Annotated in this window: 14 protein-coding genes; 8 read left to right on the forward strand and 6 right to left on the reverse strand. The window is 67.6% G+C overall.

The features are described 5' to 3' along the window. Nucleotides 1–177: 177 nt before the first annotated feature. From BCO18175_RS05945 to BCO18175_RS05960, 4 genes are all read left to right on the forward strand, one after another. Complete coding sequence (locus tag BCO18175_RS05945; RefSeq protein WP_174979876.1) at nucleotides 178–1272, forward strand: polyamine ABC transporter substrate-binding protein; 1095 nt, start codon at nucleotides 178–180, stop codon at nucleotides 1270–1272. 85 nt (nucleotides 1273–1357) lie between these two features. Further along, complete coding sequence (locus BCO18175_RS05950) at nucleotides 1358–2518, forward strand: ABC transporter ATP-binding protein (protein ID WP_174979877.1); 1161 nt, start codon at nucleotides 1358–1360, stop codon at nucleotides 2516–2518. Next, nucleotides 2515–3441, forward strand: a complete 927-nt coding sequence (locus BCO18175_RS05955; RefSeq protein WP_174916926.1) for an ABC transporter permease subunit — start codon at nucleotides 2515–2517, stop codon at nucleotides 3439–3441. The genes BCO18175_RS05950 and BCO18175_RS05955 overlap by 4 nt, the downstream gene beginning before the upstream one ends. After that, nucleotides 3438–4259 (forward strand): ABC transporter permease subunit, encoded by an 822-nt coding sequence (locus tag BCO18175_RS05960; protein ID WP_174916925.1) that lies wholly within the window; start codon nucleotides 3438–3440, stop codon nucleotides 4257–4259. The genes BCO18175_RS05955 and BCO18175_RS05960 overlap by 4 nt, the downstream gene beginning before the upstream one ends. A gap of 95 nt (nucleotides 4260–4354) precedes the next feature. Here BCO18175_RS05960 and BCO18175_RS05965 read toward each other — a convergent pair whose 3' ends face one another. The 4 genes from BCO18175_RS05965 to BCO18175_RS05980 form a co-directional block, all read right to left on the reverse strand. Continuing rightward, entirely contained in the window at nucleotides 4355–5968 is a 1614-nt protein-coding gene (locus BCO18175_RS05965; protein ID WP_174979878.1) for an RICIN domain-containing protein, read from the reverse strand. Nucleotides 5969–6128: 160 nt separating this feature from the next. After that, nucleotides 6129–6935 (reverse strand): sulfite exporter TauE/SafE family protein, encoded by an 807-nt coding sequence (locus BCO18175_RS05970; protein WP_174973093.1) that lies wholly within the window; start codon nucleotides 6933–6935, stop codon nucleotides 6129–6131. Between the two features lie 18 nt (nucleotides 6936–6953). Beyond that, entirely contained in the window at nucleotides 6954–8621 is a 1668-nt protein-coding gene (locus tag BCO18175_RS05975; RefSeq protein WP_174979879.1) for a bifunctional protein tyrosine phosphatase family protein/NAD(P)/FAD-dependent oxidoreductase, read from the reverse strand. 29 nt (nucleotides 8622–8650) lie between these two features. After that, nucleotides 8651–9535 (reverse strand): MBL fold metallo-hydrolase, encoded by an 885-nt coding sequence (locus tag BCO18175_RS05980; protein ID WP_174973097.1) that lies wholly within the window; start codon nucleotides 9533–9535, stop codon nucleotides 8651–8653. 249 nt (nucleotides 9536–9784) lie between these two features. On the opposite strand from BCO18175_RS05980, the gene BCO18175_RS05985 reads away from it, so the two are divergent. The 4 genes from BCO18175_RS05985 (at nucleotide 9785) to BCO18175_RS06000 (ending at nucleotide 12742) form a co-directional block, all read left to right on the forward strand. After that, nucleotides 9785–11167 carry a sigma-54 interaction domain-containing protein gene (locus tag BCO18175_RS05985; RefSeq protein WP_174979880.1) on the forward strand — a complete coding sequence of 461 codons (1383 nt, stop codon included), beginning with the start codon at nucleotides 9785–9787 and terminating at the stop codon, nucleotides 11165–11167. 86 nt (nucleotides 11168–11253) lie between these two features. Beyond that, entirely contained in the window at nucleotides 11254–11784 is a 531-nt protein-coding gene (locus BCO18175_RS05990) for a M949_RS01915 family surface polysaccharide biosynthesis protein (protein WP_174979881.1), read from the forward strand. A gap of 164 nt (nucleotides 11785–11948) precedes the next feature. After that, entirely contained in the window at nucleotides 11949–12509 is a 561-nt protein-coding gene (locus BCO18175_RS05995; RefSeq protein WP_174916918.1) for a DUF2975 domain-containing protein, read from the forward strand. Between the two features lie 8 nt (nucleotides 12510–12517). Then, on the forward strand, nucleotides 12518–12742 hold the full coding sequence (locus tag BCO18175_RS06000; RefSeq protein ID WP_027787308.1) for a helix-turn-helix domain-containing protein: 225 nt from the start codon (nucleotides 12518–12520) through the stop codon (nucleotides 12740–12742). 141 nt (nucleotides 12743–12883) lie between these two features. Here BCO18175_RS06000 and BCO18175_RS06005 read toward each other — a convergent pair whose 3' ends face one another. After that, on the reverse strand, nucleotides 12884–13912 hold the full coding sequence (locus BCO18175_RS06005) for a MerR family transcriptional regulator (RefSeq protein ID WP_174979882.1): 1029 nt from the start codon (nucleotides 13910–13912) through the stop codon (nucleotides 12884–12886). Nucleotides 13913–14032: 120 nt separating this feature from the next. Continuing rightward, nucleotides 14033–15598: an efflux transporter outer membrane subunit gene (locus tag BCO18175_RS06010; RefSeq protein ID WP_174979883.1), complete on the reverse strand. Its 1566-nt coding sequence runs from the start codon at nucleotides 15596–15598 to the stop codon at nucleotides 14033–14035.

The raw sequence follows: 15598 nt of genomic DNA on the forward strand, positions 1-15598 counted from the left end.
GCCAGCCTGGCCTCCAGCGGGAATCTGTTCCGTTTGCGCGACACCGGCATGATTTTTTTGTGACGGGGCGCGAATGATGGTAGTTTTCGGGGTTTTCGAGGGGCGGCGCGCCAGAATGCGCCGCCATGACGAGGCAGACGGCAGCCGGACACAAGGTCCGGCCGGAGGGAGAACGGGATGAAAGCAAAGGTAGTGGGCCGGTTCGCAGCGCTCGCGCTGTGCGTGGGTGCATCGGCGGCAGCAGCGAAGGATACGCAGCTCAATGTCTATAACTGGTCGGACTACATTGCGAAGGACACGATCCCGAACTTCGAGAAGCAATCGGGCGTCAAGGTCCGCTACGACAACTACGACAGCGACGACACGCTGCAGGCGAAGCTGCTGACGGGCAGCTCGGGCTACGACATCGTCGTGCCGACCAGCAACTACGCGGGCAAGCAGATCGCCGCCGGCATCTTCGCGCCGCTCGACAAGTCGAAGCTGCCGAACCTCAAGTACCTCGATCCGCAACTGATGGCGCTCGTCGCCGGCGCGGACCCGGGCAATAAATACTCGGTGCCCTGGGCGTACGGCACGACCGGTCTCGCGTACAACCTGACGAAGGCGCAGCAGGCGCTCGGCAAGGTGCCGCTCGACAACTGGGACATCCTGTTCAAGCCGGAAAACATCTCGAAGCTGAAGTCCTGCGGCGTGTCGGTGCTCGACGCACCCGACCAGATGTTCGCGGCCGCACTGCACTACATCGGCAAGGATCCGATGAGCACGAACCCGGCCGACTACAAGGCCGCGATGGAAGTGCTGAAGAAGATCCGCCCGTACATCACGCAATTCAACTCGTCGGGCTACATCAACGACCTGGTCGGCGGCGACATCTGCTTCGCGTTCGGCTGGTCGGGCGACGTCGTGATCGCGAAGCATCGCGCGATCGAAGCGAAGAAGGCGTACAAGGTCGAGTACTACATTCCGAAGGGCGGCGCACCGGTGTGGTTCGACGTGATGGCGATCCCGAAGGATGCGAAGAACAAGGATGCCGCGCTGCAGTGGATCAACTACATCGAGGATCCGAAGGTGCACGCTGCGATCACGAACGCGGTGTACTACCCGAGCGCCAACGCCGAGGCCCGCAAGTACGTGCGGCCCGACGTCGCGAACGACCCGGCCGTCTATCCGCCGGCCGACGTCGTGAAGACGCTGTTCCTGCTCAAGCCGCTGCCGCCTGAAATCCAGCGTCTGCAGACGCGTCTGTGGACCGAGCTGAAGTCGGGCCGCTGACACGAGCCGGTGTTCCCAGCAGTCATGAAGCCCCTGGTGCCCCCGGGGGCTTTGTTCGTTCAACGCAGGAGAGAAGCAGCACATCATGAATAGCCAGTCGGGTGCGCCGGTCGCGGGCGCGCCGTCCTCCGTTTCCTCCTCCGGCGCCGATGCGCGCGCCGAGACCTTTGTCCAGATCGTCGACGTCGTCAAGAAATTCGGCGACACCGAAGCCGTGCGCAGCGTCAACCTGACCGTGCGCCAGGGCGAACTGTTCGCGCTGCTCGGCAGCTCGGGCTGCGGCAAGTCGACGTTGCTGCGGATGCTCGCGGGCCTCGAGACGGTCACGTCGGGCAAGATCCTGATCGACGGCGAGGACCTCGCGCAGATGCCGCCGTACAAGCGGCCCGTGAACATGATGTTCCAGTCGTATGCGCTGTTCCCGCACATGTCGGTCGAGTCGAACGTCGCGTTCGGTCTCAAGCAGGAAGGCACGCCTAAGGCCGAGCTGAAGGCGCGCGTCGCTTCGGCGCTCGAACTCGTGCAGATGAGCAAGTACGCGAAGCGCAAGCCGCATCAACTGTCCGGCGGCCAGCAGCAGCGCGTCGCGCTCGCGCGCTCGCTGGTCAAGCGCCCGAAGCTGTTGCTGCTCGACGAGCCGATGTCCGCGCTCGACAAGCAGATCCGCCAGCGCACGCAGATCGAGCTCGTCAACATCCTGAACAAGGTCGGCGTCACCTGCATCATGGTCACGCACGACCAGGAAGAAGCGATGACGATGGCGAATCGCCTCGCGGTGATGAGCGAAGGGCAGATCGTGCAGATCGGCTCGCCGAACGAAGTGTACGAATATCCGAACAGCCGCTTCTCGGCCGAATTCATCGGCTCTACGAACCTGTTCGAAGGCGTGACCGTCGAGGACGAACCCGACCACGTGTACATCGAGTCGCCGGAACTGCCGAGCCGGCTGTACGTGAGCCACGGGATCTCGGGCCCGCTCGGGATGCCGGTCACGGTGTCGGTGCGCCCCGAACGGATCGCGCTCACGCGCAAACCACCCGAAGGCGCGTTCAACTGGGCGCGCGGCCGGATCAGCAACGTCGCGTACATGGGCGGCTACTCGCTGTATCACGTGAAGCTCGACGCCGGCAAGACGGTGATCGCGAACGTGTCGAGCCTCGCGATTTCGGAGCTCGAGACGCCGGCGCTCGGCGACGAGATCTACGTGCGCTGGAGCGCGACTGCGGGCGTGGTGCTGACGTCATGACCACGTTCAAGTCCTTGCTTGACTGGCCGGTGCGGCGCTTCAACCTGACGGGCGCCACGGCGGTCGTTGCCGGGCCGTTCACGTGGCTCGTGCTGTTCTTCCTCGTGCCGTTCGTGCTGGTCGTCAAGATCAGCTTCGCGGAGCTGCAGCTCGGCATCCCGCCGTACACGGAGCTTGCGTCGTATGCCGACGGCGTCGTGCACGTTGCGCTGAACCTGTCGCACTACGCGTTCCTGTTTACGGACACCCTGTATTTCGCGACCTACGTGAACTCGGTGTGGGTGGCCGCGATCACGACGCTGCTGTGTCTGCTGATCGGCTATCCGATGGCGTACTACATCGCGCGTTCGAACCCGGCGACCCGCAACGTGCTGATGATGGCCGTGATGCTGCCGTTCTGGACGTCGTTCCTGATTCGCGTGTACGCGTGGATCGGCATCCTGAAGAACAACGGGCTGCTGAACAACTTCCTGATGTGGATCGGCCTGACCCATACGCCGATCGAGCTGTATCGCACCAACTACGCGGTGTACATCGGGATGGTGTATTCGTACCTGCCGTTCCTCGTGATGCCGCTCTACGCGCACCTCGTGAAGATGGACCTGCGCCTGCTTGAAGCAGCGTACGACCTCGGTGCGAAGCCGTGGAAGGCGTTCGTGCAGATCACGCTGCCGCTGTCGAAGAACGGGATCATCGCGGGCTGCCTGCTCGTGTTCATCCCGGCGGTGGGCGAGTACGTGATTCCCGAACTGCTCGGCGGCGCGAACACGCTGATGATCGGCCGCGTGATGTGGAATGAGTTCTTCAACAACGCAGACTGGCCGATGGCGTCGGCGGTGACCTGCGCGATGGTGCTGCTGCTGCTCGTGCCGATGGCGATGTTCCAGCACTTCCAGGCGAAAGAGCAGGGAGGCCGTCGATGAAGCCGAATCGTTACTTGCAGTTCGCGGCGCTGTTTGCCGGCTTCGCGTTCCTGTACATCCCGATCATCAGCCTGATCGTCTATTCGTTCAACGAGTCGAAGCTCGTCACCGTGTGGTCGGGTTTCTCGTTCCGCTGGTACGCGGCGCTCGTCGAGGACGACGAACTGCTGACGGCCGCGTGGCTGTCGCTGAAGATCGGCGTGCTGACCGCGTTCGCGTCGGTGTTCATCGGCACGTGGGCCGGCTTCGTGCTCGCGCGGATGGGACGCTTCCGCGGCTTCGCGCTGTTCAGCGGGATGATCAACGCGCCGCTCGTGATTCCCGAGGTGATCCAGGGGATCTCGCTGCTGCTGCTGTTCATCGAGCTCGCGAAGTGGATCGGCTGGCCGGCCGAACGTGGCGTGTTCACGATCTGGCTTGGCCACGTGATGCTGTGCATCTCGTACGTCGCGATCATCGTGCAGTCGCGCGTGCGCGAGCTGAACCCGTCACTGGAAGAAGCCGCGCTCGATCTCGGCGCAACGCCGCTGAAGGTGTTCTTCACGATCACGCTGCCGCTGATCTCGCAGGCGTTGATCGCAGGCTGGCTGCTGTCGTTCACGCTGTCGATCGACGACCTCGTGCTGTCGGCGTTCCTGTCGGGCCCCGGCTCGACGACGCTGCCGCTCGTGGTGTTCTCGCGCGTGCGCCTCGGCCTGAACCCGGAGATGAACGCGCTCGCGACGCTGTTCATCGTCGCGGTGACGGCCGGCGTCGTGATCGCGAACTTCGTGATGCTGCGCCAGGAGCGCAAGCGGTTGGCGGGGTTCGCGACCTGACGTTCGGGTTGCGATCGCCATGAAAAACGCCCGGTGCCGACGACGAGTCGGGCCGGGCGTTTTGTTTGGTGGTGCCGCGTGTGGATCGGCGCCGGTCAGTACGCGAAGCGCTTGCCGGGCGTCGTCCAGACCGCCGTGGCGGCTGTGCACGGCTGGAGATTCAGTGCACCGCCGGCGGCCGGCGCGAGGCAACGGCCCGTCGGCTGCGATACGAGCTGCGCCGAACCCGGCGCCGTGCCGGCGTTCACGCGCCATTGCTGATCGGTCTCGCCTGCGACGCAGGTGCGCAGCAGCATGCCGTTACCCGTGCCGGGCGCCTGGGCGGTGAGGCAGTAGCTGTACTTGGTCTGCAACGTACCGTCACCCGCGACGACCCACAGTTGCGGATTGAAGTGCGTGCCGCCGGACGTGCGCACCGACGCCAGGGTCGGACACGTGGCCAGCGCGGCGGGATGGCCGTCACCGAGGCCGCCGGACGCGGTCAGGCATGCACCGTTCGCTTTCACGAGGCCGGCCGCCGACTGCTGCGGGCCGCCGATCAGCGTGGCGACGCCGTTCGTCTGGGATGCGTTCGCATAGCCGGCCGGGCACGACTTGTTGACCGTCACCGACGGCGCCGGGACCGTCACCGCATTGCCGATCGCATCGTACGCGCGGATGCTGAACTGCGCGTCCGTATGCGCGACGGACGCGCAGCTCGTACGGCTCGAGTTCCAGTCGAAATATTCGACCCACTGGCTGATCCAGCCGACGGGCACCTGCGTCTGCGTCGTGCCGACGTAGATGCTGCCGATGTCGAAGCTGTCTCCGGTCGAGCCGGGCGTCACGTCGGTGACGTTGCTTTTGAACCAGCCCGGGCCCTGGTTCGTGTCCGGCGTGATGCGGAACCGGTAGGTGTGGCCTGCGAGCCACTCGTAGCGGTAGCGGCATTGCGCGCCCGCGCTGCCGTCCGTCGCCGAGCCGCTGACCGTGCAGTAGCTGCCCGCGCCGATGCCGGCGCTCGCGGGCGTGCCGGGTTTTGCGGCGGTCGCGCCCCACAGGCTGAACAGGAATTGCTTGCCGACGCCTTCGCTGGCCGAGACCAACTCGGTCGACTGCAGGCCGGTATAGCCGTTCAACGTCCCGATCTGGTTCGACCAGAATACGTTCGAGTTCGGGCCCGGGTCCGTCTGCGGCGTGATGAACAGGTCGAGCGTGCCGACGCTGCGTACCGTCGACGGGAACCACGTGTTGCTGTAAAGGCCCGGCGTCGAACCGAGGAAGCCGGACAGGGTCGGCGCGGTGGCGGCGGACAGCGTCGCGAGGCCCGCGGCCGTGTCGGCCGTGATCGTGAAGCTGCGCGCACCCGCCGGCGGCAGCGACGCGACGGCCGGCACGTCGAGCGTGAAGCCCAGCGTGCAGGTGCCGCCGGCCGGCACCGTCATGCCCGACAGCACGACCCGTGACGCACCGTCGTCGGCGAGCGTGCCGCCGCAGGGACTGGTGAGGGCGTTCGCGCTGAAGCCGGCGGGCATCCCGATGAAGAGCCCGGCGGCCGCGGGCGCGGTTCCGGTGTTGGCGAGCTTGAGCGTGGCCTTGTCGGTTCCGCCGACCGACGGCGATAGCGTGGCGAGCGTCAATGCGGCGGTATAGGCGGGGGTGGCGAAAGCAGTGAGCGGTGCGAACAGCAGCGCGGCAATCGCCGCGCATCCTCGTGTGCCGATGGCCATAACAGGAATCCTTGCTTGTTGTTAGATTCGATACCCGTCGCGATGGCGACGCGACACGAATCTAGCATGGGACTCCCGGCGGATCATGACGATTTGAGAATGGCGGCCTCATCGCGACCGGGACGCGGGTTCGACTCCCGCGCCCCGGTCGTATGCCCGCTTACGCGCCGAACGCCGCCTTTGCCAGCAGCCCGAGCGCGACGCACACGAGCACGGCCGCGAACCCGGCCTGCACGTGCCGCGCGGCGAGGTGGTGCGACGCGCCGCGGCCGGCGGCCATGCCGAGCGCGGTCGCGACGGTGAACCACAGCGTCACGTCGAGCGGTGCGCGCGTGCCCGACACGAGCGTCGCGAACACGCCGCCGGTGCCGACGAGCGCGATCACCATCAGCGACGTCGCGACGACGCCATGCATCGACACGTTCGTGAACTTGCGCAGCATCGGCACGATCACGAAGCCGCCGCCGACACCGAGCAGCCCCGTCATCAGGCCCGTCATCGCGCCGGTCGACGCCAGCGCGACGCCGACCGGCCAGGACCACACGAGCCGGCCCGTATCGGGGTTCACGCGGCCGACGCACAGCGGCGACGCATCGGCGTCGACCGGCACGTGCCGCAGCGCCTGCAACAACAGGCGGCCGGCGACGACCAGCATCGTCAGCGCGAACAGCGCGAGCAGCAGGCGTTGCGGCAGCACGTGCGCGAGCCGTACGCCGAGCGTGGTCAGCGGCACGCCGGCCACGGCCATCAGCAGCGCCGCGCGATAGCGCACGAGGCCGCGGCGGAAACCTTCGAGCGCGCCGAGCGCGGCGCTGCCCGCCACCGCGACGAGCGCGACGGGCGTGGCCTGCTGCATCGGCCAGCTCATGCCGACGACGAGCGCCGGCACCGCGAGAATGCCGCCGCCGGCGCCGGTCAGGCCGAGCACGGCACCGACGAAACCGCCCAGTACAAGGGAAATCAGCATGACGTCATCGCGCTCCGGTCAACGCGCGATCGCGGGCTTCGCGAGCCATTCGCGGCCCTTGAGCATCGCCTTCCAGTAGAGCGGCGGCAGCACGCGCTCCTTGAGCAGCCACGCGAGCCGTGACGGGCGCTTGCCGTCGATCAGCCATGCGGGGAAGGTCGGTGCGACCTTGCCGCCGTACAGGAATTCGGCGAGCACGATCTTGCCGCGCTCGACCGTGAGCGGGCACGAGCCATAGCCGTCGTACGCGGCGTCGCCGTGCGCGCGGCCGAGCGACGCGAGCAGGTTGTGTGCAACCACCGGCGCCTGCTTGCGGGCGGCCGCGGCCGTTTTCGCATTGGTCGTGTTGGTGGCGTCGCCGAGCGCGTAGATGTCCGGAAACTGCCGGTGCCGCAGCGTCGCCGGATCGACGTCGATCCAGCCGGCCGCATCGGCGAGCGGGCTCGAACGCACGAAGTCGGGTGCCTTCTGCGGCGGCACGACGTGGATCATGTCGAACGAGCGCACGACGGTTTCCTTGCCGCCGTCCGGCAGCGCGCGCGCGAACGTCGCGCGGCGCGCGGGCCCGTCGATCGACACGAGGTTGTGGCCGAACGACAGCGCGATGTCGTAGCTTTTCACGTACTCCATCAGCGCGGGCACGTAGTCGGCGACGCCGAACAGTGCGCCGCCCGCATTCAGGAACTCGACGTTCGCGGCTTCGAGACGGCCCGCGCGACGCCAGTGGTCGCACGACAGGTACATCGCCTTCTGTGGCGCGCCCGCGCACTTGATCGGCATCGGCGGTTGCGTGAAGAGTGCATTGCCGCCGCGGAACGCGCGCACGAGCTCCCACGTGTACGGTGCGAGATCGTAGCGGTAGTTGGACGTGACGCCGTTGCGGCCGAGCGTGTCGGCGAGGCCTTCGATTCCGTGCCAGTCGAGCTTGAGCCCCGGGCACACGACGAGCTTGCGATATCCGATGCGGCGGCAACCGTCGAGCACGACCGTGTGCGCGTCGGGCTCGAAGGCCGCGACGGCGGCCTGGATCCGGTGCACGCCGCGCGGCAGCACATCGGTCATCCGGCGCGCGGTGGTCTCGGGCCGGAACACGCCCGCGCCGACCATCGTCCAGCCGGGCTGGTAGTAATGGACGTCGGCCGGATCGATCACCGCGATGTCGAGCGACGCGTCGCGCGCGAGCAGGCTCGACGCGACCGCGATGCCGGCCGCGCCCGCGCCGACGATCACGATGTCGTGCCGCGCGTCGACGGCCGGTGCCGCCTGCTTGCCGCCTTGCGCGACACGCGACGCGAGCGCGCGCAGGTCGTAGCCGGCTGCGCCGGCCGTCGCGACGATGTCGTTCAGCGGACGCAGGCCGGCTTGCGACAGCGCCCACAGCGTGGCCGAGCGCGTGCCGCTGCGGCAGTACGCGAGCGCCGGGCCTTCAAGCGACGCGACGAGTGCGCCGAACTGCGCGGCCTGGTCGTCGGTCACCTTGCCCGTATCGACCGGCAGGTAATGCACGTCGATGCCGAGCGGCGCGGCGGCCGCGCGGATCTCGGTGACGGTCGGCTGGTCGGGGCCTTCGCCGTCGGGCCGGTTGCAGATGATCGCGCGGATGCCGGCCGCGTGAAGCGCGGGCAGGTCGGCCGCCGCGATCTGCGGCGAGACCGACAGCGCGTCGGTCAGCTTGCGGATGGTCATGTCGGGGTTCTCCGGGTAGGGCGTGCGGCTCAGATCGCGTCGAGCGGGATCTTCAGGTAGCGCACGCCGTTGTTTTCGGGCTCGGGCAGGTGGCCGGCGCGCATGTTGACCTGCACGGACGGCAGCATCAGCACGGGCATCGCGAGCGTGGCATCCCGCGCGGTGCGCATCGCGACGAAATCGTCCTCGGTCACGCCGTCCTTCACGTGCACGTTCGCGCGGCGTTGCTCGGCCACGGTCGTCTCGAACTGCACGTCTCGGCCGCCCGGCTGGTAGTCGTGGCACAGGTACAGGCGCGTGTCGGGCGGCAAGTCGAGCACGCGTGCGATCGAGCGGTACAGCGTGCGTGCGTCGCCGCCGGGGAAGTCGCAGCGGGCCGTGCCGTAGTCGGGCATGAACAGCGTGTCGCCGACGAAGGCCGCGCGTTGCGTCGCGTCGTCGACGCAGTAGGTCATGCACGCGGGCGTGTGGCCCGGTGTATGCAGCGCGCGGATCGTCAGCCCGCCGAGCGCGAGCGTGTCGCCGTCGTCGAGCAGCCGGTCGAACTGGCGGCCATCGTGCGCGAAGCCGGGGCCCGCGTTGAACAGCGTGCCGAACACGTGCTGCACGCGGCGCACGTGCGAACCGATCGCGATCTGGCCGCCGACGTGTTCCTTCAGGTACGGCGCGGCCGACAGGTGGTCGGCGTGCACGTGGGTTTCCAGCAGCCAGTGCACGTCCGCGCCGAGTTCGGCGACGCGGGCGATCAGCCGGTCGGCGCTGGCCGTGTGCGTTCGGCCGGACTTCGGGTCGTAGTCGAGCACGCTGTCGATCAGCGCGCACGCGCGGCTCGCGGTATCGAGCAGGAGATAGCTGACGGTGTGGGTCGCCGGGTCGAAAAAGCCTTCGACCGACAGCGTGGTGGCATCGCTCACGGGGTGTCCTCGATCGGGTTCTGCATCTGCAATCGGGATGGGTAATTCAAGAACCGTGCCAGCCTGCACCAAGGCATAGGCCGATCTGCCAGGGACTTGATTCGGCTCGGGTTTTTTGCGCGGCCGCAGGGATGTTCGGGTGTCGGCGGCCTCCGTTCGTCACTGTGGACTGCCACATCTGGCAGTGTCGTGGCAGAATTGGCAGTCAGCCTGGCAGTTCGTCAGGCAGCCCCTTCACCGAGCGTCCGCATGAATCCGCATGACACCATCCCGATCGTCCCCGCGCCGCGCCACGATGTCATGCCCGACGTGCGCGCGCTGGTCGCGTATCTCGAGCAGGATCCGCAGCCGATGATCGTCGTCGATCCCGACTACCGCATCCTCGCGGCGAACGATGCGTACCGGCGCCAGTTCGGCGTCGCGGGCGTCGAGCACGTGGGCCGGCATTGCTTTCAGGTCTCGCATCACTACGACGTGCCGTGCGACCAGGCCGGCGAGCATTGTCCGATGAAGCAGGCGCTCGAATCGCGCGGGTTGAACCGCGTGCTGCACATCCACCACACGCCGCGCGGCCCCGAGCATGTCGACGTCGAATTGCGGCCGATCTTCGATGCGCTCGGCAACGTGATCGCGTACGTCGAGCGGCTGACGACGGTGCGCAGCGCGTCCGCGCAGCCGAGTGCGGAAGGGCTCGTCGGAGGCGCCGACGCGTTCAATGCGGCGCTCGGCGCATTGCAGCGCGTGGCTCCTTCGATGCTGCCGGTGCTGCTGCTCGGCGAATCGGGCACCGGCAAGGAACTGTTCGCCCGCGCGCTGCACGAGGCGAGCGACCGCGCGATGGGACCGTTCGTCGTCGTCGATTGTTCGGGGATCGCCGAGACGCTGTTCGAGAGCGAACTGTTCGGTTACGAGAAGGGTGCGTTCACGGGCGCGAACCAGCGCAAGCCGGGCCTCGTCGAGACCGCACAGGGCGGCACGCTGTTTCTCGACGAGATCGGCGACGTGCCGCTGCCGATGCAGGTGAAGCTGCTGCGGCTGATCGAGTCGGGCACGTTCCGCCGCGTCGGCGGTGTCGAGGCGCTGCGCGCGGATTTCCGACTGGTCGCGGCCACGCACAAGCCGCTGCGCGAGATGATCGACGACGGCCGGTTCCGGCAGGACCTCTACTACCGGATCAACGCTTTTCCGATTCCGTTGCCGGCGTTGCGCGACCGGCGCGGGGACGTCGCGCTGCTGGCCGAATCGATCCTGCGGCGGATCGCGAACGCGCGCGCCAGCGCGGGCGACGCGGGCGCGCGGCCGTTCGTGCTGACCGAGCGCGCGCGTGCGTGTCTCGATGCGTATGCATGGCCCGGCAACATCCGCGAGCTGCGCAACGTGCTCGAACGCGCGTGCCTGTTCGCGGACGACGGGACGATCCGGGTCGAGCATCTGCCGGCCGAGCTGGTCGCCGCATCGGCGGCGCCGCAGGATGGAGCAGCCGATGCGCGCGGCGTGTCGGACGCGGAACTCGTGCGCATCGCGCGCACGTTCGACGGCACGCGCAAGGCGCTCGCCGAGCAGGTCGGGATGAGCGAGCGAACCTTGTACCGGCGGATGAAGGCGCTCGGGCTCGGGTCGCGCGAACGCTGAACGATCGCGCGGCGAGCGGCTGGCAGTTGGCAGCGGCAGGCGGCTTTGTCGATAATGGCGCGTTCGATCCTGCCCCCACTTCGCCGATGAAAAGACGCTTCCTTTCGCCTTGCCTGTTTCTTGCAGCTACTGCGCTGTGCAACTCGGCGCAGGCCGCCGCCGAATACACATGGACCGATGCGGCCGGCGCACATGCGGTGACGCTCGCGAGAACCGAGTCCGGCGACGACGTCGAACTCAAGGTTGCCGCGACGCTCGACGGCCGGCCCGACTGGACCGTGCGCGACTACGTGAAGGAATGCCCGGTCGACGTGATCCTCGACGTCGTGCCCGCGTCGATCGAAATGCGCGACCTGCTCGGCAACGGCCGCAAGCAGTTCCTGTTCGCGTACAAGATCGGCTGCCGCGGCGACGTCAGCGCCGACCAGGTCAAGTACTTCCTGATCGACCAGGGTACGAAGTACGTGCTGCGCGGCGAGGAAACCGTCACGGTCAACGGCAAGTTCATGGACGGCGGCGCGGCACCCGTGCCGAATGCGGACCTGAAAGCCCAACCCGCGTTCCTGCGCTACATGACGAAGCATTGGCGCGGGATCAGCGCGCGCGACTATCGATAGGTGCGCGCCCGGCGATCGCGACGGTGCGTGCGACATGCGCCTGTCGAGGTGAGTGCAAACATGCCGGGCGAGAAGGAATCATTTCTGAACAACCATAAATTATCGTTTTACGATAATTATCGGTGTACACTCGACGCACGTTCATTCCCCGTCGAGGACTTCGCATGCATTCCGATCGCATCGCCCGTATCAGCCAGCAGATGGCCACCGTCACGCTGTGGTTCATCGTCGGCATGCTGGTGCTCAACGCCGCGTGCTGGGCGTTTCCGTCACTGAACGCGGCCTCCGGGCCCGGCTTCGTATTCGGCCTTACCGATTCGGTGATCTCGAACCTGAACGTGGATGTCGCCGCATTCCCGTGGTGGCAGAAGGGAGTCGGCATCTTGCTGTCGAGCGTGCCGCTGATCGCACTCGCGAACGGCCTGCGTCATCTGCGTGCGCTGTTCCGCACCTACGCGCGCCGCGACTATTTCTCCGCGCAAGCGGCCGGCCATCTCGGCAAGACGGGCCGTGCGATCGGCCTGTGGGTGCTGCTGAGCCTGCTGTGCGAACCGCTTCTGAGCGTGTGGGCGACGCTGCGCGAGCCGGTCGGCCATCGCGTGGTCAGCATCGGCTTCAGCCTGCCGTACGTGGTCGCGCTGTTCACCGCGGCCTGCATTGCGGTCATCGCGCACATTCTCCGGCAGGCGAGCGAACTCGATGCCGAACATCGACAGTTCGTCTGAGGCGCGCCATGTCGATCGTGGTCAAGCTCGATGTGATGCTCGCGACGCGCAAGGTCCGCTCGAAGGATCTCGCGGCGGCCGTCGGCATCACCGAACAGAATCTGTCGCTGCTCAAGCAAGGGAAGGTCAAGGGCATCCGTTTCGCGACGCTCGAGGCGATCTGCCGCTATCTCGACTGCCAGCCCGGCGACCTGCTCGCGTTCAGCGATGACGGTGTCGGCGAGCCGGACTGACGCATCGCAATGGTCAGGTGCCGAGGCGGCGTGGGTCGTGCATCGCCGCGGTGGCTGTCGCCGTCCACGGGCTGCAAATGGTGAAACGGGCGGCACGCGGGAAACCCGCCTGCCGCCCGCACCTTCATGCACTCAACAACCTCAACGCGCAGGCGCAAGCTGCGCCATCGCCTCCCGCACGAAGCCGATCAACGTGTCGTCGATCCACGAATCCTTCGTCAGTGACGGCTCGTTCATCATCGCGTGGCGGAATTTCGCATGCGTGGCCGGATCGGTGCCGGCGTAGCTGCAGAACAGCGTGAGCCAGCGCTGCGCAAGCGCGCGGCCTTCCGGTGAATCCGGTCTGGCGCCCGCATCGATCGCGTCGCGCACGTCGCCCATCAGTTGCGGCCATGCCATTGCGCCTTCACCGTAGTGGGCCCGCATGAAGCGGATCTCGTCCGGCGCAAGATACTTCTCGAAGATCCGCATCTTGGTTTCCGACGACGCGCGCAGCACATAGTCGCGCAGCGCGGTCGAAATGCCGATCTTCGACTGCATTGCCGGTTCGTGTTCGTGCATCAGGTTCAGCTTCGCCAGCAGCCGTGGGTCGTTGTTCGTGTCGCGCACGAGCAGCGCCATCCAGCGGCTGGCGAGCGCACGGGTGCGTTCGTCTTCGGCGGGCACGCCCGCGTCGTGCAGCGCGCGAACGTCGTCGACGAGTGCGATCCATTCGGCGTCGCCCGCCTGGCTCTTCTGGTACATCGGCAGGCGCGCGAGTTCTTCCTCGGAAAAATATTTGTCGTACACGGTCATCAACTCCAGTGTGGTGAGCCAATCGGCCAGCTCCGGCTCCGTGCCCGCGGCGAGCTGCGCATGCAGGCTCACGAGCCGTTCGCGCAGCTGCGCGGTCTGCGCGAGCTGACGGTCGAGCAGCGCGATCTGCTTCGCGACGATCTCGACGAGCGGGGTGTCGGGCTGGTTCAGGTGGTCGCCGATTTCGGTGAGCGACAGGCCGAAGCGACGCAGCGCCTGGATCTGGTGGAGCCGGGCGATGTCGTGGCGGTCGTACAGCCGGTAGCCGTTGTCGGCGCGCGCCGAAGGCGTCAGCAAACCGATCGCGTGATAGTGATGAAGCGTGCGGACGGTCAGCCCGCTGCGTTTCGCCAGTTCTCCCACTTTCAGTCGCATTCGTTCCTCCGTTCGGTACGCACACTGGAGTCTCGAACGTTACGCTACGTGAGGGTCAAGCGGAAGATCGGGAATCGGGTGCGCGGGGGGATTCCGCGCGCACCCGACGGCAGGGACGGCTTATTGCGGCGAAGGCGGGGTGTCGGCGGCGGTGGCGCGCGCTTGCTGGCCGGTTGCGGAGCCGCCGGCTGCCGGGTCGGTCTTGCCGGACTGGCCGGCCTTGTCGACCGGCGGCGTGCCCATCGCCTGGTAAAGCCGCGCGGTATCCGCGAACCGCGCGCCGGTCGCGCGGATCTCGTCGAGCCGCGCGTTGCGATACTGCAGCTCGCTGGCGCGCGCGGCCGACGGCGGCAGCGCGCCGAGCCGCACGCGGGCCGCCGCGTCGTCGTACGCGCCGCGCGCGGACAGCGCGGCACGGGACGACGCGTCGAGCGCCTCCGCATCGTGCTCGAGCGCCGCGAGCGAATCGGCGACGTTCTGGAACGCGCCGAGCACGGCCTGTTTGTACTGGTCGACGGCGGCCTCGTAGGTCGCCTTCGCCGCGCGGCGCTGCGCGAGCAGCGCGCCGCCGTGGAAGATCGGCTGGCTCAGCGACGCGCCGACGTTCCAGATCGAGCCGGCGCCCGACAGCATCGTCGGCCAGCTGAAGCCGCCTTTGCCCATCGCGGCCGACAGCGACAGCTGCGGGAACAGCTGCGCGGTCGCGAGGCCCACTTCGGCCGCGGCGGCCTTCAGCCCCGCGTCGGCCGCCTGGATGTCCGGGCGGCTTTGCAGCAGGTCCGACGGCACGACGACGGGCACTTGCTCGGGCAGGTGCAGGTCGGCAAGCGTGAGATCGGCCGGCGGTTGGTCGGGCGTGCGGCCGACCAGCACCGCGAGCGCATGGCGTGCCGAGTCGCGTTGCTGGCGCAGCGCGGGCAGGCTCGCCGCGAACGTGTCGGCGCTTTGCCGCGCGTTCAGCGCGTCGCTGCGCGATGCGGAACCGAGCGCGTAGCGGCGTTCGGCATCGTGCGCCTGGTCGTTGGCGAGCGCGACGAGCCGCTCGGTGGTGCTGATCTGCGCGTTCAGCACCGACACCGTGATCGACGCGGTGACGATGTTCGCGGCCAGTGCGCGCCGCGCGGATTCGAGCTGGAACGCGCTGACGTCGACGCGCCGCGCCAGCGCACGGTTCGCGAAACGCGACGCACCGAACAGGTCGATCGTGTAGCTCGCCTGCAATTGGCCGACGAACGTGTCGTACAGCAGCGTCGGCGCGCCGAGCGCGGGAATCGGTACGCCGAGCGCACGCTGGCGCGTGGCCTGGCCGCCCGCGTCGATCGACGGCAGCATCGAGCTGCCGATCTGCCCGCGCAACTGTTCGCGCGCGGCATCGAGCGAGTGCGATGCCGCGCTCAACGTCGGACTGTTGCGCAGCCCTTCGTCGACGAGCGCGTTCAACGCATCGGAGCGGTACTGCTTCCACCAGTCGGGCACCGGTTGCGCGCCGACCTCGAACTGCTGCGCGACGCCTTGCGCGGACACGGTCTGCTGGACTTGCGGTGTGCTGCCGTAGTGCGCGGGCGACGGCATCGCGGGCGGCTCGCCGCTCGGCGCGAACCAGGAGCAGCCCGCGAGCGGGCCGGCGAGGCTCGCCACGGCAAGTGCCCGCACGGCTTTCGTTTTCAGGTTCATCGATCGATCCAT

Source organism: Burkholderia lata (assembly GCF_902499335.1).
Taxonomy (GTDB): Bacteria; Pseudomonadota; Gammaproteobacteria; order Burkholderiales; family Burkholderiaceae; genus Burkholderia; species Burkholderia lata_B.

What these genes read in the sequence shown, in the direction of transcription:
- BCO18175_RS05945 (WP_174979876.1), top strand. Translation starts at nt 178, where the DNA reads ATGAAAGCAAAGGTAGTGGGCCGGTTCGCAGCGCTCGCGCTGTGCGTG.
- BCO18175_RS05950 (WP_174979877.1), top strand. Translation starts at nt 1,358, where the DNA reads ATGAATAGCCAGTCGGGTGCGCCGGTCGCGGGCGCGCCGTCCTCCGTT.
- BCO18175_RS05955 (WP_174916926.1), top strand. Translation starts at nt 2,515, where the DNA reads ATGACCACGTTCAAGTCCTTGCTTGACTGGCCGGTGCGGCGCTTCAAC.
- BCO18175_RS05960 (WP_174916925.1), top strand. Translation starts at nt 3,438, where the DNA reads ATGAAGCCGAATCGTTACTTGCAGTTCGCGGCGCTGTTTGCCGGCTTC.
- BCO18175_RS05965 (WP_174979878.1), bottom strand. Translation starts at nt 5,968, where the DNA reads ATGGCCATCGGCACACGAGGATGCGCGGCGATTGCCGCGCTGCTGTTC.
- BCO18175_RS05970 (WP_174973093.1), bottom strand. Translation starts at nt 6,935, where the DNA reads ATGCTGATTTCCCTTGTACTGGGCGGTTTCGTCGGTGCCGTGCTCGGC.
- BCO18175_RS05975 (WP_174979879.1), bottom strand. Translation starts at nt 8,621, where the DNA reads ATGACCATCCGCAAGCTGACCGACGCGCTGTCGGTCTCGCCGCAGATC.
- BCO18175_RS05985 (WP_174979880.1), top strand. Translation starts at nt 9,785, where the DNA reads ATGAATCCGCATGACACCATCCCGATCGTCCCCGCGCCGCGCCACGAT.
- BCO18175_RS05990 (WP_174979881.1), top strand. Translation starts at nt 11,254, where the DNA reads ATGAAAAGACGCTTCCTTTCGCCTTGCCTGTTTCTTGCAGCTACTGCG.
- BCO18175_RS05995 (WP_174916918.1), top strand. Translation starts at nt 11,949, where the DNA reads ATGCATTCCGATCGCATCGCCCGTATCAGCCAGCAGATGGCCACCGTC.
- BCO18175_RS06000 (WP_027787308.1), top strand. Translation starts at nt 12,518, where the DNA reads ATGTCGATCGTGGTCAAGCTCGATGTGATGCTCGCGACGCGCAAGGTC.
- BCO18175_RS06005 (WP_174979882.1), bottom strand. Translation starts at nt 13,912, where the DNA reads ATGCGACTGAAAGTGGGAGAACTGGCGAAACGCAGCGGGCTGACCGTC.
- BCO18175_RS06010 (WP_174979883.1), bottom strand. Translation starts at nt 15,598, where the DNA reads ATGGATCGATCGATGAACCTGAAAACGAAAGCCGTGCGGGCACTTGCC.